Source organism: Pseudomonas arvensis (genome assembly GCF_056688935.1).
Genome location: NZ_CP162038.1, coordinates 4,005,627 through 4,029,620, shown reverse-complemented (window position 1 = coordinate 4,029,620; position 23,994 = coordinate 4,005,627). Strand labels below are relative to the sequence as shown.

Sequence of the window (23,994 nt, the reverse complement as noted above, 5' to 3'; positions counted from 1 at the left end):
AATGTGGTCCTTCGATCTTTGGTGGAGAGAGTGGTTGAGGCTCCAGGGAAACTCCATTCTCGATGAGCTTCGTTGATGACGATATCGTCACAACCCATTTTCCGTGAACATTGCGAAATCACTGGTGGTAGGCTTTGCTGGAGGCCTGCTGCCAACTCTCTTTGGATCGATCCATATTCGCGTCTAATCCTGACAGAGAGCCCACCCTTATGAATCCTCGCCGTGCTGCATCCCTTCGTCCTGGACAATTCAAACACCTGATCCGCGTAGCCTCTGTCACTGGCCGCATGCCGGAGCGTGATGTGAAGTTGTTGTGGCTCACGCACACCACCGGCATTCGTGTCACTGAGTTGGCCCTGCTGGAGATTGGCGACGTGCTGTATTCCAGCGGTGTCATCAAGCCTGAGGTCTACTTGAGCGCAGACATCACCAAAGGCTGTCGGCCGCGAAATGTCTATCTGACTCATGCTCGATGCCTTGCCGCGCTTGATGCGTGGTTTGACGTGCGCTCTCGGCGCCGCTGGGGGCTTTCAGGCATAGATGAGTATCGAGGATTCCGGCCAGGTTCAAAGCTTGTCATGACACACAAAGGGCAAGCCATTGAACTGGCATTCAAACATTGCCAGTTAGACAGTGGGCCGGAGGTTTACCGAGCCTGTGATTCACTGCAGCAAACTTTCAGCAGGTTATACCGACAAGCGGGTATCAAACAGGGCTCCTCGCATAGCGGCAGGCGCTCGCTTGCTACAAAAGTTTTGGCCGCCACTGGCGACGTCGAGATAGTACAGACCATTCTTGAGCACGCCTGCTTGGATCACAGCAAGCCATACCTAACTGTGGATATGCAGGAAGTCCGGCGTGCATTTGAGCTTGCGCTGGCATAGTGATATCGACGACTCTTTTGCACGTTTGAGTGTCATGGTTGAAGGAGCCTCATTATATGTTGGTCGAATTACCACCGATGCTGTTGTCGACCCTGGAGCGGGTAAACGCTCTGCACATGGCCTTTTTGCAGGAGGACGATGCGGTTAAGGCAAAGCATTTGAAAGACGATCATGGACGCGAGCGCGCGATGCTGCTGATGCTTCTGAACGAGGCGGTCGCGGCCTCCGAAGCGGCCCACACCGCGACGACTAGCTAGTAGGGAAAAAACCTGGCGCCCGATGAGCCCGACCTGCAAATAAGGATATTCATGAGTAAAAAATTGATCGCTGCGCTTGCCCTGATGGGCATTTCGAGCTTTTCAAATGCTGCCTGTTCTTTGTCTGATATCACGCTAACGTCGGTAAAGACAAAGTTCGTGTCCAGATGCAGTGCCGAGGATTGTATTGTCCTGCAAGGCGCAGCCATGATTGAAAATAAATGTTCGGAAGCGGTAGGGGTTCAGATGCAGATTATTGGCTTAGACCAGGATGGAGCCGCTGTTACAGTGGACGAATTCTGGCCTGCAAGCATTCGAAATATTCCACCGGGCAGCTACTCATTCTCCCTGGATCAACATCTGAAGTACGACCCTTCGATTGTCAAAATTGAGCTGAAGGTGGTCAACGTTGAGCATTGGAACTGAAGCCATTTCTCATTTTTGGATTGGAGCTGTGCGATGAAATCGTTTTTGGACGTGATAGCTGAATCACTAGCCGGTTGGGATGGGCAGAAACCCTCTTAGCCAATTTTGAAGATGGTCGATGCCCTGACAACAGAAGGCCGGTTTGATGAAATCACCGAAATTCTGAATGGGATACTTAGGCAGCTGAAAAACCCTGCGGTAACGAAATTCGTCATGGCGAAGGTGCCTCTCATGGTGCTCAATAACTATGTGTTCAAGCAGCCGGGGCTCGACCACCAAGTTATTCAGGACAAATGGGCTGAAGACGGTGTGTTCGAAAACTTCAAAACTGCTGCGTTGAAAGAAGGGGCCCTAGAGCGAACGGTCGCTGCGTTTGTAAGCAAGGTAAAAGAGTTGAGTGATTGTGCTTAAGCGTGATCATGCTCCTGGGCATGGCCGAGACGCCTATTTTGAACGATCCAAGGGCGCGGCATTGTCATTGAAGTGGGCGGGAAGCTGGAAACCATAAGCGGTACTTGATAGGAAACACCTCTGTCAATCGCAGCGGGAATGAGCAAGGTCACAAGATTTTTCAACGACTTACGAATTCACGGAAACGGAGTCTGTAAATGTATACAGGATATTGGATTGACGGCGGTTATGTTTATGGTCCCGTAGAGTCAGGAAAATATTGGATCGACGGCGGTTACATATACGGTCCAAAAAATAGTGGGAAATACTGGATTGATGGTGATTACATATACGGTCCACAGCACAGCGGTAGGTTTTGGATTGACAATGGGCATATTTACGGTCCATCTAAGACGCTTCCTTGGCATGAGTAACACTCATCGGGCAGATAAGTGATCGTTCCAAGCAACGACGCGCTCCTCCAGATGAGGGCTCGAGGTGGAGTCAGTCAGTCGAGCTAGCTGGCCCCATCCATACTTTCGAGGAAAGCAATCCCTACCGGCGTGGAGTGATAGGAAAAGACCATGCCATTCCCAAGGATCCACCAGCACAATTCACACGTCACGGCTGATCCGATCATGTCGGAATTACGTTTGCGACCAGTAGCAACGGCTCCGTATCGAATGGCTTACTCATGTTTGACCACCAATGTAAGTCGATAACAGGTCGATACGGCCGAGTCCCAACTCGTAGCTGATTTGCATTCGGGCATCCTGATCTAGGCATCGGTCGAGTTGGTAGCAACGGCCACCGCTGATGGGCGCGAGATGATGAGTGATCTGCTCATAGCGTTCGCACGCATAGGCGGCCCGAAGCTCGTGGAAGCCTTTGAGGTTGTGCGAATGGAGGATCTCTCGTGCGGGGCGGACGATTTGCCGTTGTAAATCGACATAGCTTTCGTTCGGCGCAAGCAGATTGCGGCTACCGTTGGGCGAAACCTGTTCGGCAAATTTCAGCGCGTCACGAATAGGATCATTTACCGTAATCCAACGAAGCGCCGATGCACGTGAGTGGCCACCTTGGATGCCATCTCGGATGTTGATTTTGCCATAGTGTTCGGTCTCATGTTTTAGGCGCGGTAGGTCGGCCAAAATGGCCTCGCGCAAGCGCATGCCGGTGGCTCGGGCCAACTGAACGATGGCTGCCGCGCGCGGCATTTGGTGTTCGCAGAGCACGTCGACGATTCGCTTCACGTGCTCATGGTCTTGGCCTTGCGGCACCGAGCGACGAACACTGGTGCGCCGCATTCCCAAGGCCTTACTCGGGCTCGGCACGGCCACAGACTGATCGCCGCGAAGCGCCGCCATAGACCGGTTCACGCTGGACAACCGGTTTTGCGCGGTGGCGATGCCGATAGCGCCTTGTTCAACTAGTTGGCGTAGATGCCCTGCGTAGTCCAGCAAGGTTTGCCGATCTATCTGTCTCGCATCGTTAAACCCCGGCCCATCCTCCGAACGACACCAGCGGACAAACGCCTGCCAGCGGTCACTGTGCGCCTTGACCGTGGCATAACGCCCACCACCAAAAAGATCGCGCAAGGCTTGCGGTCCGGCATAACTCAGTTGTCGGCCATAGCCAAAATTGCGCCCATCTCGTCTACCAACCAATGCCATGATCAAACTCCTCTCGAAGCCAAACACCTATGAAGGTTGTCCACTAACGCGGGACTGGCGGTACCTTACGATCGGGACCTTGAGAACCTCATTAGCTGACCTCCTGAACACTTCCACAGATAAGAATTCGTGTCGTACTCAGAGATATTTTTTGAATGTCGCCGCTGTGATGCCCATGGTCACCCCGAGCATCACGGCGAAAGGAAAAAAAATAACCATGGGATTGAGCGAAAAGGGTAGAGACAGGTAAAGGATCCAGGGCACGATCAGTAGTGGGATGACCGCTCGCTTGGCCCGATGATAGACAAAACTGCTTTCGCGCCCGGCTCCAAATTTTCGTAGGTCGCGGCGCATCAGGCCATCGATAAAACCGGTGAGCATGGCCAGCAGAAACAGAGGAGTCGCCAAGGCCAAAATGGTCAAGCGCACCACAAAGGTGAAACTGACATACACCGCCGCCAGCACAAAGTCCTCAATACTCACATACAGTTGATTAATCCAGCCCCAGAAACCCTTGCCCTGGCTCGACACCCGCGCCTGCTGTGCAAAATCCGCAAAACCTGTCTTGACCAGCAGCCACTGATTGAGGAAATCCAGCCACCGGCCAATCGTTTGCCCAGGTTTTTGGAGGATGAGTGAAATTTTGAAGTGCTCGCTGAGCCATCCCAATTCGCTATTCAACATTGCCTGGCTGTGTCGCCAACCGTGATCGCCCCAGAACAGCAGTAGACCGGCGAACTCGATCAGGATCGAGAACAGCCACGAGGCGATCAGCAAACCGATAATGCGTAAAACTAAGCCAATCACCGAGGCGATTAATCCCGGGCGCTGGATCGGTTGTGGTGGCGTGTTCTGTAAGGAAGTCGCCATGGTTTACTCCATTGCGCACTGTTGAATTGATGCCGCCGCGGCGTCTGCCGAATACGTGCTTTTTGAATCGAAACCTGTGGCGGGCCGGGCTACCCCACCTGATCCAGGTCGAAGTTTGTTGTTGGGCCGCCCCCACTGGCAGTCCACCATTGGCCCGCCTGCGCGTTGTAGGTAGCCCGCATTCGCTGGGTGAGTTCCTGCAGGTCCTTGGGCATGGCGTCGTCATTTGAGGGTTTTGGTAACGGCATGCGGACTTTCCAGAGCTGGCCACCGGCCTGGAAGGAAAACATTTGTCCCTTGGGCAAACTGACGATGTGAGCAGGCTCGATTAACGGCACGCTGGTGCTGCTGACACGGTCCTGTGAGGACGAGGTGAAGTCGGTATTGGCCTCAGGATCGGAGGTGTCGGTGGCACCCGACACCAGGGTCTTGGTCAACACGTTGACCTTGGGTAACTGTTGGGTGAGCAGCTCAGCGGTGGCGGTCTCGCGTACACGGAGCATCTGCAAGGTATTGAAATTACCAATGACCTGGCCGGCCTTCGCGCGATTACCAATGCGCGCTTCGATATCGCTGAGGGTCTGGGTGTAGGCGGTTACCTGGATACCGGCACCGCCACCCTTGTTGATCAGCGGAATGAACTCATCACCCATCAACTCGTTGAACTCGTCAGCGTGTAGGTTGATCGGTAGCTTGTCATTACTGCTGCTCGATTGCGGCAGGCCATGGTCAATGCCATGTTTGTAGATATGTCCCGCGACCGAGACCAAGTCGGCGAACATTGAATTGCCCACGGCGGCGGCCACTTCGGCATCAGTCAGCGCATCCAGGCCAACGTAGACGATGCCGCGTTTTCGGATGATCTGCATCCAGTCGAAGATCGGCCGCGGGTCATCCAGATCGGTGTAGTTAGGAGCCAGTAACTGAGCGGTCTTGCCGGTGGTGAGTTTCTCCAGCAGCGGCAGTAGCGAGGCCACGATTTTGTCGAAGTAAGTGCGGTCGTAGCGCACCGCTGAACGCAGTCCGTCCATTACCGGATCAAATACACGCTTCACCGCCAGGTATTGCTCGATGGCCACCACCCGCTTTTCGCGTCCTATCATATGCCGGGGAATGTTCTTCTCGGTGAGCTTGCCTTCGAGCTGGACGATCACTTCCCACGCCTTCGGGTCGGTCTTGGCGAAAAAATGCTGGGCGTATTCGATGAACAGCGCATCGATGTTGACCACATGCCGCTGGATCTGCAGGTAGTCCGGACGCCGGCCCAATTCGATCAAAGCCCGGGCAATGATGTTGACGAAACGCCATGCGAACTCACGGAAGGCCGCGGAGTTACCTTCTCCACTGAGCTGCCCAGCAATGCGAGATGCCACCTCAGAAATACGTCCGAAACGTCCCACCGCGTTGTAGCGGGCGGAGATTTCTGGCCAGCCCAGATGAAAGACATAAAACACTTTCTCCCGACCGGCGCGTTTGGCTTCGACGTACATGCGCTTGAGCAAGTCGGCATCGCCCTTCGGGTCGAAGACAATCACTACCTCATGTTCAATGCGGTGAATGTCCTGGGTGATGTACACCTCGGCGAGTCGAGTCTTGCCGACGCGGGTCGTGCCCAGCACTAGGGTGTGACCGACCCGTTCGCCCGGAGGCAGACTGACTTCCGTTTCATCGGGCTCGACCCCATGCAGCAGTGGCGAGCCTCCTACCGGTGGTAAAGGGCGCAACGGATTGAAGGCACTGTCCCAGGCAGTGACACGGGCCAATATCGAGAGCGGAAACGGTGCATGCTCAAGGGACCGTTCGAGACCACGGGCCATGCGATAGCGTGTCGGTTGGTCGACATAATGGGCGACCGCTGGGTCCTGAGCCTCGACCAAGCGCTGGGTATGCAGGCGGGTCCAGCGAAACCCGCGCCCCATAAACAGACGCTTACAACTGACCGGAATCTGCCGACTGGTCAGCTCGTAGCAGGATAGCCGACGGATATTGCGCCGATAGCGCAACACCTCCCAGGCTTGTCGCAGGCGTATCAGGCCGAATAGGGTATAGGCCAGCGCCGCAACCAGCCCGATTTCGGGTGACAGGGCCACAGCCCAGGGCGAGTACACGCACAACACCGCGGCGGCGATGCAGATCGCTACTGTGTACAACTCCACCGCCGGCCGGAGCTTGGACTCCATCGCATGTTCGGCCATGACCTGGACTCATTGTTCCAATGAGGTGGCGGTGATCAAGACGGGGTAGTGCTCGATCTTCAAGCGGGTGGCGATGTCGTTACCGTTGACCGGCAGGATGGTGATGCCTGGGGCGGCTGCTCGAATCCGGATCAAAGCTTCGGCATCGGTTACTTCAACCGCTAGACCAGCCGCGCCCATTTCCTGCAATTCAGTCGCGCGTTGACGCAACCAAGCCAGTGAGTGGGTATCCTCACCCACCAGGAAAAATGGCCGTAATCCCGGCATGTTTAAGGCGCGAGACTTGATTTGGCCGGGGCTCAAGTGGGAGCTGTGAACGGGTAATATCCAGGTTTCATCGGCAAACGTGGACAAGTCCGCATGCATGGCGCGACCAGGTTGGATATTGTTGTTTATGGGCGGCCTGGTAACTTGAAGATGGGGATGGGTGAAGCCGCCAAACTGGTCCTCTGCAACGGATTGCTTCGACTGGGCGAAAGCAGCCAAGAGCAGGAAGAAGTAATAGGCAATAGGAATTCGTTTCATGGTGGTGTGCCTTGTTCAGCGGAAGCCTGTAGCCGTGCGAGGTGACGGGAGAATCCATCGCGGTAGCGCGCGGCGGGTAAACCTCCCGCAGGGCGGTGATAACGCCCTGCGGCTGAAACCCAGTCACCGGTGACGGCGTGATGCTCTTGCAGCAGGGCGGCAGTCACAGCTAGATTGAGGTAGGGTTCGAGAGCTTCGCAGGGACTGGAAAAACGTTGTCCGTGATAACCCAGGTTGGTTTGCCCAAGTCCGGCGTCGACCCGTTTAGCGTCATATTGTGTGAGCGCCTGGAGCAAGGCGTGACATGCGGCCTGGCGAGTGGCGAAACGGTAGGGTGTTCCGGCGATATTCAGGGTCCAAGGCCACGGCAGCAGTCGACCACGGACGCGAATACCGCTCTCCTGTAAGGCAATCGCGAACAACACCGTAGAAGGGATGTTGGCGTCATGCGCCGCCAGTTGATAAGCCGGAGGCGGAAGTTCGTTAGCCCGAACCGTGTGCACCGTCAGCAGGAGCGCAATAGCAATCAATCGAGACGTTGCCATTGTCCATTCACCTGTTGAAATGTGGCGGGCAATGGCCCCGGAGCCCCCAGGCTGAACCATCGACCACGGTCATGGTTCAGGGTGATCTGCCGGCGTTGAACCTTGGCCGGATCAATGTCCGCTTGCCGAGCCCAACTGCGGACGCGTTCATCCTCGCCTTGGCTGCCCACCAGGTAGATATCGAACGCCGTGTCACTGTTCTGCAAACGTTGTGCTTCAGTGGTGCATGCAGTGCAGTGGTCCTCTACAAACAGGGCTGTGCGCGGGGCGACTGATGAGCTGGTAGGGGAAGAAGATGCCATGCCCTGGATCGGTAGCTGCCCAGGAAACAGCTTGGTCCAGGCCGCGGTGTAAGCGTTTTGGTAGGCCAATTCACGCTCGGCGCGTTTGGCTTCCAGCGCTACCTGTAATTCAGCATAGCGCTGGCGCTCTTGGTCGGTCTGGGCCTCAACCCCTAGGGCGGTCAAGGGATCGAGGTTCGGGCTCCAGAAACCACGTGGGCCGGCTTGGATCTGTTCGAAGCGCGTCCACTCCTGCTCCGTCAGACCCCAGCTTGCAGCCTGTTCAGAGTGCGAGCGTCCCAGCGGAGTAGATTGTGTGTCCTGGATCCGTGACCTTGTCGTGGCAGGGGTGCCCATCGCAGCGCCTATGGCCAGTAGCGACGCGAGACAAACGAAGGGGAGTAGTTGCGCTCTGTTCATGATCGCTTCTCAAGGGAGTTGCACGGTCTGGTCTGGCTGAGCGGCCACCGAGAAGATGGCTGAGTGCGGCTCAAGCACTTTCAGGTGCCAGGCTCCAAACTGTTCGTCGGCATGCAGCAGCCGAACATCCATGAGAGAGCTACTGTCATGAGGTGCGACTGCCAAAAAGCGCTCACCCCCGCGGGACTCGACACCCAGCACCGAGAACGGTGGCGATAGCGGGACGGGTTTTGGGGGCGCCGTCTTTTTCGGCTTGTTCGCGGAAGGGGTTGGCTGTAGGAGGGATGGCTGAGTCTTGAGCTCAAGGAGCTGCTGTTCGACGTGCTCAAAGCGTCCGCGTAGAGCTGTCAGATCTTCCACGGTGGCGCGGTCTGCCAGACCGTCGCGCATCTCCTGTATTTCTTGTGCCCATTGATCCAACATCGGATCGAGGGTATTGGCCTGTTGCTCACCGGTATCGACCATTTGTTTCAGGTCTTTCAGCGAGTACTGTAGTTTCTCCTGTGCGTCCTTGAGCGCGCTTAAATCACGTTGCAAGGTGTCCAAAGTTTGTAGGCCCTGTGTGTTCGTACTCTGTAGCTCGGCCATGCGCTGATATTGGTTATACAAACCGCCGCTCAGCCCGGCGACTGCCAGGCAAAGTAAGCCAACAATTATGGTTTGAAACGTTGAGGCTTTCATGGACGTGCCTCCGCCTGATGGGACGAGTCTGGTGTAGCCCGCGCGATGCCGACATCAGCTTTCTGCTGTTCGAAGCAGACCGAACGGCTGACCTCATCGGTCGTGAGTTGCCAGGCGGAGCCCGCCAGTACCTGTAGTGCGCTGCGTAACGCAATCGGGCCGAGCCGGTAATGGGCAGCGGGCAGAGGCCGAGTGAAAAGTGTCTTTACTGGTTCGGTGGTAGGGCAGAGTGAATAACCCGAGCGCTGCAACACGTAGTGCATCGCCTCCTGTACCGAGGGATTAAGGTTGGACGGTATGCTCAGATCAATTATTTGAGCGAGAAGATCACGTTGCTCCGTAGTGGGCTCTGTACTCACCAGGGTATAGCGACCATAACGGATCTCCGCCGGATGGTTTGCTTCGGCCGGGCTCCTTGATAATTGGGTCCGATTGGAGCCACTGTCGATCTTTGGATTAGTCGGCAATGGGGTGGGAATTTGCGCGCTGCAGGCACTCAAAAAAACCAGCAGGCAGACAGGCGTAAAAAAACGCTCCATGAAAAAACCTCATGTCAGATTCAGTACAGAACCTGACATGAGGTGAAGGAGCGATTCAGTGAGAAATCCGATTTATGGCAGGTCGTGTTAACGCTAAATACTTTGCTCTGCATCATAGATAGCTAGTCCATCCAAGACGGCAGCGTCGGGGTCGAAGATCAACAATCGCACGTCCGCCAATGCCGCCATATACAGTACGTTGACCAAGGCTGCCGGCGTACCAGCATCGAGTTGCTCTTGCCTCAGCGATGAGTAAGAACAGCCCTCGATTTTTACCAGGTTATCGTCTGTCCAGGGCGTGCCGATCAGCTTACATCCGATGCCATTGCAGCCCTTCAGGACAAAGGGTTCGAACAGCAGCCCGGTTGGGCTAGAGTCGAAATAGCCCGCCCGGTGTTCCAAGTAGCGCAATGCTTCTTCAGTGAGGTGTGCGGTGCTGATCTCCCAGGTTCGACTGTAGTGTCCCGTCTCGAAGCTCAAGCGACGGATCACGGCTTGTGCATCTTCCAGGGAGTACAGATCGCCGACATGATGCCGCTCGTTGAGCATTTCGCCCATCACGGCATAGATCACTTGGCGCACCAGTCCGGTGGACTGACAGCATTCATTCAACTCATCCGGAACGGGTTGACCTTCGTTGATCAAGGCGAAATCTTCATTGAAGATGCAGGGGAACAGCAGCAGTTCATCGTCGGGCAGATGGACCTGTGAATCGTGCAGGGGGCGAAAGCAGGGAGGGTAGTTATTTTCGTAGGTGATCAGTAGCAGCCGTTCGATATGCAAGTTGTCATAACCGCGAGCGAATGGGTTTGAAGCTGGGAGTAGGGCTAGGGTTTGGTTCATAAGGGTTCTCCAGAATTGAAATAAACAAGGCGCCCGTAGGCGCCTGTGAGGTTTAAAGCCAGCCGTATTCGGCAAGGGAGAGCGGGCGACCTTCACCCACGATGAAGTGATCCAGTACGCGCACTTCGATCAAGGCCAAGGCCTCCTTCAACCGAGCGGTCAAGACGCGATCCGCCTGGCTGGGTTCGGTACACCCTGAGGGGTGGTTGTGAACGAAAATGGCGGCCGCAGCGTTATGCGCAAGGGAACGCTTAACGACTTGGCGGGGGTAAACGCTGGCGCCACCAATGCTGCCGTAAAAGAGAATCTCGAACGCCAGCACCCGGTGCTGGGCGTCAAAAAAAATCACACCAAAGACTTCATGGTCTTGGTGCGCAAGACGCAGTTTTAAGTAAGCCGCTACGGTTTCAGGTGACGTCAGGTTCGGGCCTCGGGTGAAGAGCCGACGATCCAGAATGTGCAGCGCTTCGTCGATCAACTGGTTTTCCAGGGCGATACGATCAGACTCGAAATCCGAGGTCTCAATCAGTGTGAGTGGGGTGCTCATGGCGCTACCTCCGAAGGGAATAATCAGGGGTACACGCCCGAGGGAGTGGTATCCCCAGGGTGGGTGTAGATTTGCAGGCGTTTGCAGTTGATGTAGGGTTTACAGCCGAGTGTATCGGTGGCGTTGACCGTGTAGAGGTGAACCACAACCGTCGCAAGGCAATGGAGAAAAGGATCTTATTCCCCAGCCGGTTTCGGGATCGAAGTCGGCACTGATGGGCAATAAGCGAACCAGCCTACGGTGTATCGCGGCGATACGTTGTTCGATTTCATCCGGCGAGTAATACAGCGATAACGTGCTGTAGTCCTCGTAAGCCGCACCGAACAGGCAGTCGTCGCAAAGCCAGAAGGATTCCATATTGGGTCTCCTGTGCTGGTTGAAGAAAAGGCGCTCGATTGAGCGCCTTGATGTAAAACATCATGGATTGTTCAGGCGGGCTGAACAGCACGTGTGGCGACACGGCGGACCGTGCGGGGAGTGGTTGGAGATTCAGGTTCAATCCTGGACTCTGTAGGGGTGTCGGTGTCCTCAACTTCGGCATCAGCCGACGTTGGAGAGGGTTCATTGATCGGCGCTGGCTCAGCAGGTGCTGTTGCTTCCTGCCTGGCGGGCGCTTTGTATTCGAACTTGCCATTGACCTTGATCCAGTCGATGAACAGCAAACGACCTTTCAGGCTGGCGCCAGGTTGGCCTTGTTTATCGCCTTTCTCATAGAGAAATGGATCGATCCACAGGTCACCAATACGGAACGACAGCAAGACCTTTTTCTCGGCTCTGACGGCGTCCATATAGAGACGAATCAAGCGGTCAGCTTCGCCACCAGCGACTTTGCAATCAAAGCGGGTGTACTCCACTGCATCGGAGGCGCCATGCAAGGCTGCTATATCGCAGGCCATGAATGGCTGACCGCGGCGGACCTGTACTTCACGAACACGGTTGAGGTAGCCGATACCGGCGGTGTGCAGGTTGAAGTAAGAGGTCGCTTCTTGGGATTGGTTGGCGTAGGCCATGGTGATTCTCCTGTTTCAAGGGAAAACGGCGACGCACAGCCCCTGACGGGAAGGTGAGCCCCCGTCAGGGTGGGTAAGGTGAAGTCGAGCGATGAACGACTCGCCACCGGCAAGCCGATGACCATCAGAATGAAGCTTCTGGGTGAGTAGCTGTGCAGCAGAGGAGCGTCTGCAGTGGTAACCCGCAGGCATGGAGTAGTCGGCATTCATCACCGCTTAAGCGGCAACCGCGCGAGCTTCCGAACGCTGATCGCACTTGGGTAAACCACCACGAACGTGGCGTAGCCTTGAAGGTTTTGGCTACCTGGGCTGTCAACGACAGCAAACCACGCCCTCTGTATAAGCCTGTCACAGGGGAGCGTCAAGACGCTACAACCCGATTTTTTTAGGCCGGAATACGGTGGTAGTTACTGGAATTAAGAAAATGAAAAAAAGAAAAGTGGGCCTGGTGGTGTGCCAGGCGAGGAAGAGAAAAACCACCTTTGACGGTCTTACACAGTCGACAAGCTCCTCGCAAAACTTGGTTGAACTGCGCAATGATTCGCCAACCGACCCTTGTCGTGGCCTGGGTCGGAATATGCTGGCACGCATCCGCGCACAAAGGGTGCCCTGTGTTTCCCCGGTGGGCTCCGGGACTGAATACGATCGCCGAAGCGGATGACCGCTATTGCCGGGTAGAGGCAACAGTGGTCATCCGCCACCAAAATCAGGTCGAGCAAAAAAACGGGAATTAAATTCCGCAGAAGAGGAGGCTCCGAACTCGAAGAGTTTGACCGAACTGCCCGGAGCTAATCGGTCTTGGGTCGCCGTTGGCGGTTATCCGAAGCTACTACAGCAAATACGTCAATACGACGTCAAGCCTTCAGGCCCCCTTCATAAGACGCTACGTTGAACACGATGAAAGAGGTTACTTGCTGCCGAGATGTGCGGCCAATTGTTCGACGGTTGCCAAGATAAAGGCACGGTCGCTTTCTTTCAGTCCACTCAGCAGACCCGCGATCATCTGACCCTGGTCATTGGGGCGATTACTCGATGCCGTCAGGAGTTCGTCCATCCGGCAATCGAAAATATCAGCCAGTTGCATCAGCTTGACCACTGAAAGCTCCACTACACCCCGCTCCAGGCGCGAGATGGCTTCGCTACCGATCCCTAAACGTTCAGCCACCTCTTCCTGGGTCAGATTACGCTCGCTGCGGTGCTTCGCGATCATGCGCCCGATTTGGGCTTGGGTTGGATGTTTATGTGCCAAGTGATGAGTTCTCCAGTTCAACCCGAATGGTTGAGCAAAGACCCGTTGACATGAACATCCTTAAAGGTTGAGTATCAACTCAATAGGTTGTTATAGTGACTGAAACAACTGAGTATCGCGACGTGGTTTCTGTCCCTTCAGGGAGCAGAGTCCAGATTGGTTAGTAAGAGCGACGGTCTGAAAGGACCATGTTGAGGGATGGTTGAGCATGGAAGATGAGAGCAAGGACGACATGGATCTGATTTGGGGTCAAACACTGGAGCTGTTCATCAAGATTCATGACTGCCCGGATAACCCCGAATACTTCGAACGCCTTGTTCATTGGCTCAACGAAGATCCTGCCCACCTAAAAGCCTTCAACGAACTGGGGCAGATATGGATTTCGACAGGCATCGCTTTGGCCCGTGAAGTCGGACAACCTTTGATCGACTTGGAGCGGGATCAGGCGCCGCTGATGATGCACTGAGCTGTGCACCACCCTAACTTCATGTTGATCTCAATCGAACTGTCTAGCGCGGCGCGTCTCTTTTCTGAACTGCGTAGTGCCCTTGCAGTTCGGATACTGCGAGCATGACCAGAACGGCCCAGATTTGCCCTTCCGCTTGATCATTGAGGCATTGCAAATGGGGCAGGCCGGGCCGGCTTCGACCGGTATCGACAAGTTGAGCTCTCCATAGTGTTCGACCAACTTAGCAATCCAGTTCGCCTGCTTTGCGACGAACGCCTCCAAGGTCAGGCGTCCCGCTTCGATTTCGTCAAGCGCCTGCTCCCAGATCGCGGTCATGCCAGGATCCGCAACTGCAGCGGGTACCGCCTCGATCAGGGTATGGGCCGCCGCCGTAGCTATTAACGCGCGTTTTTTCTTCAGTAAATAACCGCGATCAATCAACCCTTTGATAATGCCGGCTCGCGTGGCTTCAGTACCGATACCGGTGGTGTCCCGAAGTTTCTGTTTCAAGCGTGGGTCATTGACAAGCTTGGCGACGTTTTTCATCGCCTTGATCAGATCACCCTCGGTGAGAGGTTTAGGAGCGGCAGTTCGCATGGATTTGAGTTCGACATTGTCCACTGCGCATTGCGTGCCCTGTTGCAAGATGGGTAAGACTTGGGATTTGTGACTGGGCTCATCCTCCTCGGTGTTTTCGGAGAGCGAGCTTTTCCAGCCCTGGACCAAGATCAGTTTGCCCACAGCGGTCAATCGTTCTTCGCCACACGCCAGTTCGACCTGGGTCCGATCAAACTCATGATGCGGAAGAAACTGCGCTAGGTAGTGGCTACGGATCAGTTCGTAGACATGGCGTTCTTGTTCGGACATCCGCACCAGGTATGCCGGTTCGGTGGTGGGGATGATGCCGTGGTGCGCAGTGACCTTGGCATTGTTCCATGCGCGGGAGCGCAATGATTGATCGAGGTCCTCGAATGCAGGTCTGAGTGCCGGATCCGTTTTGAGCAGGGCGTCGAGTACCGCGGGAGCCTCGTTGAACATATTCTCTGGCAAATAGCGGCAATCGCTGCGCGGGTAGGTGGTGGCTTTGTGGGTTTCATACAGGGCTTGGGCGATGTTCAGGGTTTCCTGGACGCCGAGCCCCAGCTTACGCGAGCAGACTTCCTGCAACGTGCTTAGGTCGTAGGGCAGGGGCGGCGGTTCTCGGAAATGCTCAGTATGTAACGAGAGTACCGTGGCGGACTTCTCGTCGGTGATTGTTTGGACCGCGTGATGGGCAAGCAGTTGTTGTAGGCAACGCCCCGACTCGTCCCGTCCTGAGCATGGCGGTAACCACGACGCGATGAATCGCTGGCCCATCGACGATAGGTGTACCTCAATGTTCCAGTAAGGCACCGGGAGGAAGCCGGCAATCGCACGATCCCGATCGACCACCAGACGTAAGGTGGGTGTCTGGACGCGCCCCACTGACAAAACGCCGTCGTAGCCTGCCCGCCGACCAAGAAGGGTAAACAAACGACTGAGGTTCATGCCGATCAGCCAGTCGGCACGGCTGCGGGCGAGGGCCGAGTGATAGAGCGGGAAGGTCTCCTGACCAGACTTCAGCGAGGTCAGTGCCCTGCGAATCGATGCTTCGTTGAGTGCGGACAGCCAGAGGCGCTGAACAGTGCCTTGGTACTGGCAGAGCTCCAATAATTCGCGGGCAATCATCTCACCTTCGCGGTCGGCGTCGGTTGCGATGACAACGGAGGTGGCTTCGCTGAGCAGGCGTTTGATGATTTTGAACTGCGCGGCAGTCTTGGGTTTGACCTCCACTTGCCACTGCGCCGGAATGATCGGTAGATGATCCAACGACCAGTTCTTGTACTGAGTGCCGTAGGCTTCAGGCGGGGCCGTCTCCAGTAGGTGGCCGATACACCATGTGACAGTTGTCTCGGGGCCGATCAGGCAACCATCGCCACGCCGAGTGGCTCCGAGAACCTTGGCGATGTCACGACCCTGGGAAGGTTTTTCGCAGAGAAAGAGGCGCATATAACTACTCCGGATTGAGTTCGGAGCAGCGTTGTTCGAAGTAGCAGGGGCGAGATATGAGAAACCCGAATGGCAGGTTCCTCATATTAGTCGGTGAGGGCGGCTTTGAGTTGGCTGAAGCTGCTACCTTTGGAGCGTTTGTAAATGGGTGGGGGACTTCATGAGCAGCGAGCAATGACAGGCCTGGAACTTCGCGCAGAGGCGCAATTTTTATGCCTGAAGTCGTTCAGGCCTTAGGTGATTGCCCTCTGTGTTTCTTGGGTTTCGACGTCGGCGAGTTGGCCTGCTCAGTATTTTGAGCGGCCGTCGGTTCACTGGAGCGTTCCCGCATCACCACGCTGTGCACCCGGTGAGGCAGGATGCCGACTCGACGGGCCTCGATCTTGAAGGTCACCCGCGCATTGTCTTCGCTGTCCTCCCACTCATCGCGCACCGTACGACCTTCGACCAGTACGCGCATGCCTTTCTGGTACAGCGTGCTCCAGTGTTCAGCCTCACGGTGCCAGAGCTCAACCGGCGCCCAATAGCCGCCCCGATCCTCATAGCTGCCCTCGCGTGGGATGGGGTTGTCGAAGTACACATTCAGCCGTAGCAAACGCCGTGGCTCGTCATTGCCTGAGGCGAACTCCTGGAACTCTGGCGCACTGCCGATATTGCCTTCGCCGACGAAAAAAGTACTCATCGTGTTTTCTCCACTGCGGGTGTGAACTGGCGCAGCAACTGTTCGGCACTGGCCATTTTGATCGCGCAGGTCGTAGCCTGGCGGTAGAGCGAATGCACCACACTCATCTGAAGGTTTAGTGCGATACGCGCGCATTCGAAACGGTGCAATTCCTTTCGTACGATCTGCGGCAATGCTTTGTTGGAGATCTGACGTTCCCAAACCACCACACCCATGCGAGAAAAATCACGGGTGCGCCAACGCAAAAAGGTGCTGCCCGCGCTGGTCTTCTGCAGCACCAATCGTATCTTCAATAGCGAGTACGGCGGCTGCCCGGCCTGCTGCACGACAGCCTCCATCAGGCGACATAACTGCGCCTCGATTTCCCTCGCCACCTGCGCCAGGTGCTCCAACTCCCCCTTACCCTTAAAAGGTTTTAAAAGGCCTTTTAGGGAGGCAGCGTGTTCGAGCTGCCGATAGGCATCCGGTGTCAACGCTTCGAAGGGTATTGGTTGAATAGGGATCATGGGATTCATGCGTCAGCCTCCGGCTCATCCACGCTCGCAGACGGACCATCCACGTCCTCTGCCAACGCGTCGGAGTCATCCACTGCTACAGCACCACGGCGAATGATCGGCGGCGCAAACTGAGAGCGGCGATGACCCTCAAGGATGTCCATCGGGGGCAATCCATACTTCTCCACGGCCGCCAGGGCACGGGCATTATTTGCGGCCATATCATCGCGTGTAACGCCGGCATGTCGATAACGTTGCGCCTGACCGAACAGGCTGCGTAACAGGTGGGCACCGTCGTCGATCCAGGCTTCCATGTCTCTTCGGCCGATCAAAGCCGTGTGATGGGCTAAGAGGGTATGGCGGACTAGCGTGTCGTAGTCGGTCAGTAGGTAAACCGCCAGAAAACCCAGTTGGCTGCCGATATACAACGGCAAAGTAACGGGGTGGATGTTGAGGTTGTCCCCCATGTCGATTTGTGTTGGCAGGTCCTGTCTGATCCTGTCCAGCTGTTGGGTCAGTTCTCCCATCCCAGCCTTTGCCTGCATCAGTTTTTCTTCGAGCTGCACTATGGCCCAATCGGCATAGGGATCGTCCTGGGCCGCGGCTTGTTTGATCAGGTTGGTGACACTGATGTAGCCGGCCATGCCCATGATCGAGTGGACGCCTTCGCGTGCGGCTCGACCTTGCCAGATACGGGCTGCATGGTGGGTATGCAGGGTCAGGGTGATGCTGCTGCGCAATGAACCCAGATTGAGTTGATAGTGATCGGCCATGGTGTTGTCCTCGCATTGGCTTGGACGGGACGTTGCGACAGATGAGGGTCAAGGACAGCCAAAAAGCTGAATGCGGTCTATTCGGTTTGGTGAGAGAGGGCAAATGCCTGACGTCTACGTTTATTGGCACTACGCCCAGGCGTTTCCCTAAACGCTCCATGGTTCTGTCCGATATTTTCGTAGATTGGAACGCTATGGATTTGATGCCACTGGCATCAAATCTACTGACGTCCACTGCCTCCACGCAGTTGGCGCAGCTCATTTAGGCACGCTTGGGCGAGGGCTGATGCAGTCTCGCCCTTTTTTCGAGATGGCCGCGAGGGGGCGGTTGGGGGCGGTTCTGCGATGGGTGATGGTTCGGCCTGACTTGCCCAAGGACGAAAGTCGCCCTTCAGCGCACGTTGGGCCAAGCCCATCAGATAGGCAGCTGGCTTGCGTATACCACCGGCCGCACAGCGTGCCCCCGCTTCGTTAAGCACCGCCTGCTGATCCGCTGGGTTGAGCTTGTTCAGCGCCACGGCGACGGCCTGATGTTCGCTTGGGCTCAGGTGCAGCGAAGTGGGCCAGTGCAGGTTATCCACAGTAGAGGTCGCGCGCGGTACTGTACATTTACTTTCTTTTAATACAGTACAGGCGGCGTTCGGATTCCGAACGGTGCTGGAAACGTTAAGGTTCAAGCCTGATTCGGAATCCGAACGAGGGCCTGCACGATTCCGAACGCGGTGATTTTCCCCACGTTCGGAATCGTGAAATGCATCACCGGGTGGCTGATCCAAGCCTTGCTGCGCCCACTGTTCGCCCCAACTGTCAAGCCGCGTCGGTAACCGACTCCGATCGATATTCGTGTCTTGTCGGACTTCCTCCACAATGTGCTGAGCGACAATACGCACGGCCTTTGTCGCATGGCTGAGGGCATGTCCGACCAGTTCTAGGTAATCTTGATCGAGCTCCATGGCTTCGGCGGGCGTTAACGGCTCATCGTGCAGAACGTACAAAGAACCTTGTAGCCGCCCGCTGATTTGATCGCGCCCTCGGCTAACCAAACTGAGCCAACGAGTGAGCCTGAGCATCGTCAACACGCGAGCAATGGTTTCACGCGAGGCTGACGCACCGTAGGGCACGCTTGAGAGGTAAGGCTGCAAATCCTCATAGCGCGGCGTGACCACGCCCTGACCTTGCAGCATGAGTCGAAATACCTGCCAAGCATTTCGCTCCAATGGCGTCAGCCGATTATCCAACAGCAGCCGACGTGGCACGACTTCGTGTGATTGGCCACTAAACAGAAAGCCAGCCTGTAGAGCCTGGTTGGAGGGCTGTTCAGTGGTAGGGCGTGCGGGCCAGCGCTCATGCAGTTTCTGTGTGCATTGCTGCAGGACACGTTGCCAGCGACTGGAAGCAACAGCATTCATGTTTTGTTGCTGTGCTGGTCGATCTGCTGCCATACGATGGTCAAGCTGATCTGCTGCTCTTCGGCAAGCATCATCATGGCGTCGAGTTTGTCCTCGGTCCCGTCTTCTGTTCGTAGTTGGCACCAACGCTGCCATAACGCATGTTCCTGCGCCTCGCTCAAGTGCTGAGGGCGGCCTTTGCGGGTTTCTAACTTGAGCAGTCGCCGGCGCATGGCGGTTTCCGAATGCGCCAAGCCAAAGCACTGGTACATGATGGTGCTGCTGGCGCCGAGCTTGAGCGCTCGGTTGATCAACCGTTCGTTCTGTTCATCGCGGTCAGCCTGTTCGATCAATCGATGCAGCACCGGCGAGTCAATCTTGACCTCAAGCCAAGGGACAGTGGCATGGGCCAGGCGCGATAGTGTGGTAGGCGGTAAGGATTGCAGCAAGAAGATGTCATCTTCACTCAGTCCAAGTGCCTTGCAGCGTTGCAGGTTGCCCAGGCGCAGCTCGTGTAGTACCTGGGTCAGCATGGCTTGATTAAGCATATTGAAGGATAGGTTCATCTCAGCTCCTTCGGTGAGTCGTCTTCAGAGGTGAGCGTTAAGTCGATTAGTCGCCGGGCCAGGCGGATCAGGCGAAACAGTTTGATTAGCAGGCTGTCAGGCAGACGCTCCAGCCCGACGTCCGTGACCGGTTGATCTGGTAGAGGAAGTTGATAGACCCCCAACAACAGCTGCCCGAACAGTGCGGAGGGTATTTGCTTGCGATCCTCCCAGTTCACCTCGTCTTGAGCGCGTAACAGGGCAAGGAGCATTAGGTGAACGCCGGTCGAGCGAGGCGCTGAAAGATCAAGTCGCTCAATGTCCAGGGTGAAGCCCAAGCCAAGCTTTTGATCAATAATGCCCTCGGCATCTCCGGCATAGGCCGCCATTTCACGAGCCAGTCCGGCAATGGCTAAACGCAGTTGTTCGGGGGTATCCAGCGGTGGTGTGATGATCCAAAGATCGTCGATAGGACAGGTTTCGACTGGGGACGTCGTTTCGGTGGCTATCTCGCGATCGATTTGCTCACGAATCTGTTGAACGCGTGATCGAGGACTGACCACTGGTAAAGCATTTGTTTCAGGTTCTGCGAGCAGTTCTTCTGAAACGGGCTCTATCCTGCTCTCGGCCTCGGTTGATTTGGTTCCAGCGTCGGAGGAGGGCGGTTCTGCCGCGGCTTCATGTACGCTTGGCGGATAGACGTTCTCTGAGGGCGTGCTTGTGACAGCCCCAGGCGTGGAGACGACCCGTTGGGTATCGCTCAGCTCCAGGGCCAGCATACGGGAGGACTGTCCGAGCAAGTGGCTCATGCGTTCGAGCAATTCGTCCTGGATCTGCTCAAGATCAAAGGATTCAGGATCGCCATCGAAGTAGCCTATGGTCTCCAGCCAGAACTCTGCAAACGCGACTGTGGCGGTTGGATAACGGTTCCAGGTTCGCTCAGCCTGACTCCGTAGGCCGATCAGGCGCTCTATCTGAGGCTTACCCAAGCCGGCATACAGAGTTTGTGGAATGGCGGGTAGTAAGTGTTCGAGGGTGTCCAGCATCCGGCTGATATGCGACTGCGAAACCGGATAGCCTCCAGCGGCAAGACGTCGAGCCAGCTCCCGTTGTGAGAGCTGTGTGCCATCCGACTCAAGCATGGTTTTGAGTTTGGCTACTGCCAATGCCCTTTCGATGAACGTGAGTTGGCCGTGCAGGTCGCTCTCCGCCAGATGGCCGAGTAGGGCGTTGGTTTCATTGCTCCAAGGTCGGAACAGGCAGTGAATCCGAAAGAAACGCTCGTCGCGAGTTTCCTGCCACAGCTCGCCGAGAATCGCCAAACGCGTATTACCGCCGTTGCGGATGATGAAAGAGGTTTCACCTGGGCGGCGGGTAATCGGTGGCGGCTGATCCAGCCCGCGTTCACGGATCGAAGCTTTGATATCGTCGTATAGAGGATTACGGATGAAGCGCGGGTTGTGTTCGTACGGCCGCAACTGCTCCAGCGTCACCAACATAGGCGTGTCAGCAAGTGGATCGGACAGCCGCTCCAGTTCTGAAGCTCGAGGAAAATGGTCCTGATGCAGCTTGTCGGTGACTTCCTCCTGACTGAGCTTTTTCATCTGAATAACCTCAGTTAACAGCGGTTGTGCAAATGATCACCGACCTCGAACTTGACGATCTCGGCAGTCCCTGAACCTTCGAAGTGTCGGGAAAGTTCTGCGAGGAACCAGTTCATGGCCGAACGCCCACCCTGCAGGCGAAAGACCACAGTGCAGTACTCCTCACAAGGTCGGTGGTGGGGTTGAATGGAGGGTGGAACGATGATGGGCAGTTGATCCAACATCAGAAGACTCCTAGCCAAACATGGTTGGTCTCAAGGTCGATCAAACTCAATGACGGGGTGAGAAATGCCAGTTGGGTGATTTGTCTCATTGAACATCCGCGCATCTGTTCACCGTAGATATCGCCTCGCGCCATTCCGGAAACAACTCAATGGCCAGCGCTTGCATAGTTTCCAATGCTGGTGGCGAGCGTCGTTCGCGTGACCGGCGCGTCTCGATTCGGTGGACTGGTAGGCCGAGGGAGGCGGCATTGAGATACGCCACTCGGTCTGGAACTATGGTTTCTAGAACCGAGATGTTGGTAGCCCCAGCGAAGGTCTCGCGCAGGCTTCGGATGATCATTCGCGTGTCTACTCGGATGCTATTTACCTGGTTCAGCAGCAGTCGCAACGGTGGCGGCGTAATACCCAGGTGACGAAATGATTCGAGATCACTGAACAGCCTCAAAGTGCCGCGGCGTAGTTCGCGGGCGGCTAGCATTTCCGGTGAGATGGGGGAGAGGGCGATATCGCAGGCGAGGATGGCCATCTCTACTAGCACGCTACGTGCGCCTTGGGTGTCGATCAAAAGCAGGTCATAACGGGGGCGAAAATCGTCGAGCAAATTGCGCAGCCGTAATCTCCCGTCAGGGGCGTGCAGCAGTAATGTACTCAACTGGCCCTGAGCGTCGTTGGAGATGATGAGGTCGAGCCCTGCAATCACGGTCCTGGAAATAATCTGTGCAGGCGTTGTTAACTTGAGTGCAATGAGCTCGTGAGCGCCAGCAACAGCTTTCTGGCTCAAGGCGTAATAGCTGGAGAGGGTGGGTTGGCTATCCAGATCGAGCAGTAGAACACGTAGACCAGCATCCGCCAGCAGACCGCCGAGATTGGCGGCTACTGTGGTTTTGCCTACGCCACCTTTGGTGGACACCACTGATACCACGCGCATGGCATCAGGCCTGCTGCGCCAAACGTTCATTGATCCATTGCTCGATCTCCAGCGAGTCCCAGCCAACTGCGCGCAGCCCAATGCGTTTGGCTTGAGGGAATTTACCTTCCTTCATCAAGTTGTAGATGTGCGCGCGCTTGAAGCCGGTTTTACGCTCCACCTCCTCACGCCGCATGATGTGACGTTCGAGCGGCGGTTGGAGCAAGTCTGCAATAGGTGAAAGCTGATTGGACATGATGGTCACTCCTGGCGTCGATTGGCGCGTAGTGGGAAGTGACCTGAATTGAATAGCAGAAACGGTAGAGAGTCATTGCACTGCAATTGGGATGATTGCGGTGCAATGGGACTCAGCGCTTCGAGAGACTTCGTTTGGCAGCAGCGAATTTTTCATCCAAGGTGCGCTTAGAAATGCCAGACAGGTTTTTATGGTGAGCGGTCAGCGCGTCGACAATGGCAGCTTGGGATCTGAAAACTGAATGAGGTTTTCCCGAGGGGGAGTGATCTAGGAAAAGGCTGACCATTGCACCGATGATGTGGAGGTACGCGGTTTCGCTCCGGTCGCTAACCTTACTATTGGTCTTGAGCAGGTGATGTATGTTCTCCTTTTCCAATCCGATACTTTCAAGTTCATTTAACAGTTGCTGATAGGCTGTTTCTATATTTTTTAACTGTAGTTGCAAGGCGTCCCGATCACATTGTAAGGTTAAATATGCACCTATACTTATAGTATTCTGCTGCTTGAGTGAGCCTTCAAAAAGAAACGCCGGTCGCTGGTCAGGATAGTATCGCGACATCCAGAACCTAAGATCAGTATGGCGCACGGTTATTTGGTTGCAGTCAATGGGTGTTCCAGTTGCGACTGGCACGCCGAAGCAACCGTAGGCGAGTTCTCCATGTTGAATCCCATCCAAAATTTTTTCGGTATTTGCATGCAAACATGGCCACTGTGGGAAGGCGATTTTGAGCATGGTGGTGCAATGCCGCCCTGCCTCAAGAATTTCCCTCTCGAAGGCCATTAAGTTACACCAACGTAAGGCCGCATCAATGGGCCGATAAAAAATCTTCGCGTTGGGATGGCAGCTTCGAGTTGCGTACATAACAGTTTCTCCTCCTTGAAATCCGTTGCTCCTGAAGAGTTTATTTTTGAGTGTTTTCTTGAAAAATTTAGGCTTACTAAATTTAGGGGGCATCCAAACGAGCTTTGATGGAACCAACGGCTTTAACTGCTGCGCGAGCTTAATTCAGATCGGCTGAAAAAAAATGACAAAAAGTTGATGATTTCCGCCAATTTTTTTGCTGATTGACCTTTGGAGGCTCTTACGTAGTTGATAATTTCTCTGTTGTCAAGCGATCAACCTATATTTTCATGCTCTGAAAGTGAGTTGAAGCAGTTGAACACCTAGAGCAGTTATCAATCGTCATAACGGTCTTACTGCGTCCGTTTTCGCTCAGCCGCTAATAACAGCCTGACGCCGGAAGAGTTTGATATACAAACCTTTTCCTCGTTTGGCGAGGCTGCAGGTGCCAAAGTATTTGGCGGGTATT

29 protein-coding genes are annotated in these 23,994 nt (G+C 55.4%); 5 read left to right on the top strand and 24 right to left on the bottom strand.

Annotated elements, in window-relative coordinates:
- Positions 1 to 209: 209 nt before the first annotated feature.
- The 4 genes from AB3G88_RS18020 (at position 210) to AB3G88_RS18005 (ending at position 1,978) form a co-directional block, all read left to right on the top strand.
- On the top strand, positions 210 to 884 hold the full coding sequence (locus tag AB3G88_RS18020) for a tyrosine-type recombinase/integrase (RefSeq protein ID WP_480451008.1): 675 nt from the start codon (positions 210 to 212) through the stop codon (positions 882 to 884).
- 56 nt (positions 885 to 940) lie between these two features.
- Positions 941 to 1,141, top strand: a complete 201-nt coding sequence (locus tag AB3G88_RS18015; RefSeq protein WP_153474652.1) for a hypothetical protein — start codon at positions 941 to 943, stop codon at positions 1,139 to 1,141.
- 51 nt (positions 1,142 to 1,192) lie between these two features.
- Positions 1,193 to 1,567 (top strand): hypothetical protein, encoded by a 375-nt coding sequence (locus AB3G88_RS18010; RefSeq protein WP_153474651.1) that lies wholly within the window; start codon positions 1,193 to 1,195, stop codon positions 1,565 to 1,567.
- Positions 1,568 to 1,678: 111 nt separating this feature from the next.
- The gene (locus AB3G88_RS18005) at positions 1,679 to 1,978 is read left to right on the top strand and encodes a hypothetical protein (RefSeq protein ID WP_480451005.1); all 300 of its coding nucleotides are present in this window, start codon (positions 1,679 to 1,681) and stop codon (positions 1,976 to 1,978) included.
- A 671-nt stretch (positions 1,979 to 2,649) separates the two neighbouring features.
- Here AB3G88_RS18005 and AB3G88_RS18000 read toward each other — a convergent pair.
- From AB3G88_RS18000 to AB3G88_RS17940, 13 genes are all read right to left on the bottom strand, one after another.
- On the bottom strand, positions 2,650 to 3,630 hold the full coding sequence (locus tag AB3G88_RS18000) for an integrase domain-containing protein (RefSeq protein ID WP_153474649.1): 981 nt from the start codon (positions 3,628 to 3,630) through the stop codon (positions 2,650 to 2,652).
- 138 nt (positions 3,631 to 3,768) lie between these two features.
- Complete coding sequence (locus AB3G88_RS17995; protein WP_153474648.1) at positions 3,769 to 4,500, bottom strand: TIGR03747 family integrating conjugative element membrane protein; 732 nt, start codon at positions 4,498 to 4,500, stop codon at positions 3,769 to 3,771.
- Between the two features lie 89 nt (positions 4,501 to 4,589).
- Positions 4,590 to 6,695, bottom strand: coding sequence for a type IV conjugative transfer system coupling protein TraD (traD, locus tag AB3G88_RS17990; RefSeq protein WP_480451003.1), 2,106 nt, complete (start codon positions 6,693 to 6,695; stop codon positions 4,590 to 4,592).
- A 9-nt stretch (positions 6,696 to 6,704) separates the two neighbouring features.
- The gene (locus tag AB3G88_RS17985) at positions 6,705 to 7,220 is read right to left on the bottom strand and encodes an integrating conjugative element protein (RefSeq protein ID WP_153474646.1); all 516 of its coding nucleotides are present in this window, start codon (positions 7,218 to 7,220) and stop codon (positions 6,705 to 6,707) included.
- Positions 7,217 to 7,765, bottom strand: coding sequence for a lysozyme family protein (locus tag AB3G88_RS17980; RefSeq protein ID WP_153474645.1), 549 nt, complete (start codon positions 7,763 to 7,765; stop codon positions 7,217 to 7,219). The genes AB3G88_RS17985 and AB3G88_RS17980 overlap by 4 nt, the downstream gene beginning before the upstream one ends.
- Entirely contained in the window at positions 7,747 to 8,466 is a 720-nt protein-coding gene (locus tag AB3G88_RS17975) for a TIGR03759 family integrating conjugative element protein (protein ID WP_153474644.1), read from the bottom strand. Before AB3G88_RS17975 ends, AB3G88_RS17980 begins: the two co-directional genes overlap by 19 nt.
- A gap of 9 nt (positions 8,467 to 8,475) precedes the next feature.
- Positions 8,476 to 9,147, bottom strand: coding sequence for a chemotaxis protein (locus tag AB3G88_RS17970; protein WP_153474643.1), 672 nt, complete (start codon positions 9,145 to 9,147; stop codon positions 8,476 to 8,478).
- The gene (gene pilL2 / locus AB3G88_RS17965; RefSeq protein ID WP_153474642.1) at positions 9,144 to 9,686 is read right to left on the bottom strand and encodes a PFGI-1 class ICE element type IV pilus protein PilL2; all 543 of its coding nucleotides are present in this window, start codon (positions 9,684 to 9,686) and stop codon (positions 9,144 to 9,146) included. The genes AB3G88_RS17970 and pilL2 overlap by 4 nt, the downstream gene beginning before the upstream one ends.
- Positions 9,687 to 9,779: 93 nt before the next feature.
- Positions 9,780 to 10,529 carry a DUF5983 family protein gene (locus tag AB3G88_RS17960; RefSeq protein ID WP_153474641.1) on the bottom strand — a complete coding sequence of 250 codons (750 nt, stop codon included), beginning with the start codon at positions 10,527 to 10,529 and terminating at the stop codon, positions 9,780 to 9,782.
- Positions 10,530 to 10,581: 52 nt separating this feature from the next.
- Entirely contained in the window at positions 10,582 to 11,076 is a 495-nt protein-coding gene (radC, locus tag AB3G88_RS17955) for a RadC family protein (RefSeq protein WP_153474640.1), read from the bottom strand.
- A 99-nt stretch (positions 11,077 to 11,175) separates the two neighbouring features.
- Positions 11,176 to 11,433, bottom strand: a complete 258-nt coding sequence (locus tag AB3G88_RS17950) for a hypothetical protein (protein WP_153474639.1) — start codon at positions 11,431 to 11,433, stop codon at positions 11,176 to 11,178.
- Positions 11,434 to 11,504: 71 nt separating this feature from the next.
- Complete coding sequence (locus AB3G88_RS17945) at positions 11,505 to 12,086, bottom strand: STY4534 family ICE replication protein (protein WP_153474638.1); 582 nt, start codon at positions 12,084 to 12,086, stop codon at positions 11,505 to 11,507.
- A 907-nt stretch (positions 12,087 to 12,993) separates the two neighbouring features.
- A complete protein-coding gene (locus AB3G88_RS17940; RefSeq protein ID WP_003235829.1) occupies positions 12,994 to 13,335 on the bottom strand; it encodes a helix-turn-helix domain-containing protein in 342 nt (113 codons plus the stop codon).
- A gap of 208 nt (positions 13,336 to 13,543) precedes the next feature.
- On the opposite strand from AB3G88_RS17940, the gene AB3G88_RS17935 reads away from it, so the two are divergent.
- Positions 13,544 to 13,801 carry a hypothetical protein gene (locus AB3G88_RS17935; RefSeq protein ID WP_480450997.1) on the top strand — a complete coding sequence of 86 codons (258 nt, stop codon included), beginning with the start codon at positions 13,544 to 13,546 and terminating at the stop codon, positions 13,799 to 13,801.
- A 30-nt stretch (positions 13,802 to 13,831) separates the two neighbouring features.
- Here AB3G88_RS17935 and AB3G88_RS17930 read toward each other — a convergent pair whose 3' ends face one another.
- The 11 genes from AB3G88_RS17930 to AB3G88_RS17880 all read right to left on the bottom strand — a co-directional run bounded on the left by AB3G88_RS17930 (position 13,832) and on the right by AB3G88_RS17880 (position 23,546).
- The gene (locus AB3G88_RS17930; RefSeq protein ID WP_480450995.1) at positions 13,832 to 15,811 is read right to left on the bottom strand and encodes a DNA topoisomerase III; all 1,980 of its coding nucleotides are present in this window, start codon (positions 15,809 to 15,811) and stop codon (positions 13,832 to 13,834) included.
- Between the two features lie 226 nt (positions 15,812 to 16,037).
- Positions 16,038 to 16,493: a single-stranded DNA-binding protein gene (locus AB3G88_RS17925; RefSeq protein ID WP_153474636.1), complete on the bottom strand. Its 456-nt coding sequence runs from the start codon at positions 16,491 to 16,493 to the stop codon at positions 16,038 to 16,040.
- Positions 16,490 to 17,008, bottom strand: coding sequence for a DUF3158 family protein (locus tag AB3G88_RS17920; RefSeq protein WP_480450993.1), 519 nt, complete (start codon positions 17,006 to 17,008; stop codon positions 16,490 to 16,492). Before AB3G88_RS17920 ends, AB3G88_RS17925 begins: the two co-directional genes overlap by 4 nt.
- Positions 17,005 to 17,760, bottom strand: a complete 756-nt coding sequence (locus AB3G88_RS17915; protein ID WP_480450991.1) for a PFL_4669 family integrating conjugative element protein — start codon at positions 17,758 to 17,760, stop codon at positions 17,005 to 17,007. Before AB3G88_RS17915 ends, AB3G88_RS17920 begins: the two co-directional genes overlap by 4 nt.
- Before the next feature lie 221 nt (positions 17,761 to 17,981).
- Entirely contained in the window at positions 17,982 to 19,169 is a 1,188-nt protein-coding gene (locus tag AB3G88_RS17910) for an STY4528 family pathogenicity island replication protein (RefSeq protein WP_480450989.1), read from the bottom strand.
- Complete coding sequence (locus tag AB3G88_RS17905; protein WP_153474633.1) at positions 19,166 to 19,714, bottom strand: DUF2857 domain-containing protein; 549 nt, start codon at positions 19,712 to 19,714, stop codon at positions 19,166 to 19,168. The genes AB3G88_RS17910 and AB3G88_RS17905 overlap by 4 nt, the downstream gene beginning before the upstream one ends.
- A complete protein-coding gene (locus AB3G88_RS17900; protein WP_480450987.1) occupies positions 19,711 to 21,297 on the bottom strand; it encodes a ParB family protein in 1,587 nt (528 codons plus the stop codon). Before AB3G88_RS17900 ends, AB3G88_RS17905 begins: the two co-directional genes overlap by 4 nt.
- Before the next feature lie 14 nt (positions 21,298 to 21,311).
- A complete protein-coding gene (locus AB3G88_RS17895) occupies positions 21,312 to 21,521 on the bottom strand; it encodes a hypothetical protein (RefSeq protein ID WP_480450985.1) in 210 nt (69 codons plus the stop codon).
- Between the two features lie 85 nt (positions 21,522 to 21,606).
- A complete protein-coding gene (locus AB3G88_RS17890; RefSeq protein WP_480454453.1) occupies positions 21,607 to 22,449 on the bottom strand; it encodes a ParA family protein in 843 nt (280 codons plus the stop codon).
- A gap of 4 nt (positions 22,450 to 22,453) precedes the next feature.
- The gene (locus AB3G88_RS17885) at positions 22,454 to 22,684 is read right to left on the bottom strand and encodes an AlpA family transcriptional regulator (RefSeq protein WP_029290904.1); all 231 of its coding nucleotides are present in this window, start codon (positions 22,682 to 22,684) and stop codon (positions 22,454 to 22,456) included.
- 112 nt (positions 22,685 to 22,796) lie between these two features.
- The gene (locus tag AB3G88_RS17880) at positions 22,797 to 23,546 is read right to left on the bottom strand and encodes a hypothetical protein (protein WP_159994876.1); all 750 of its coding nucleotides are present in this window, start codon (positions 23,544 to 23,546) and stop codon (positions 22,797 to 22,799) included.
- Positions 23,547 to 23,994 lie beyond the last annotated feature (448 nt).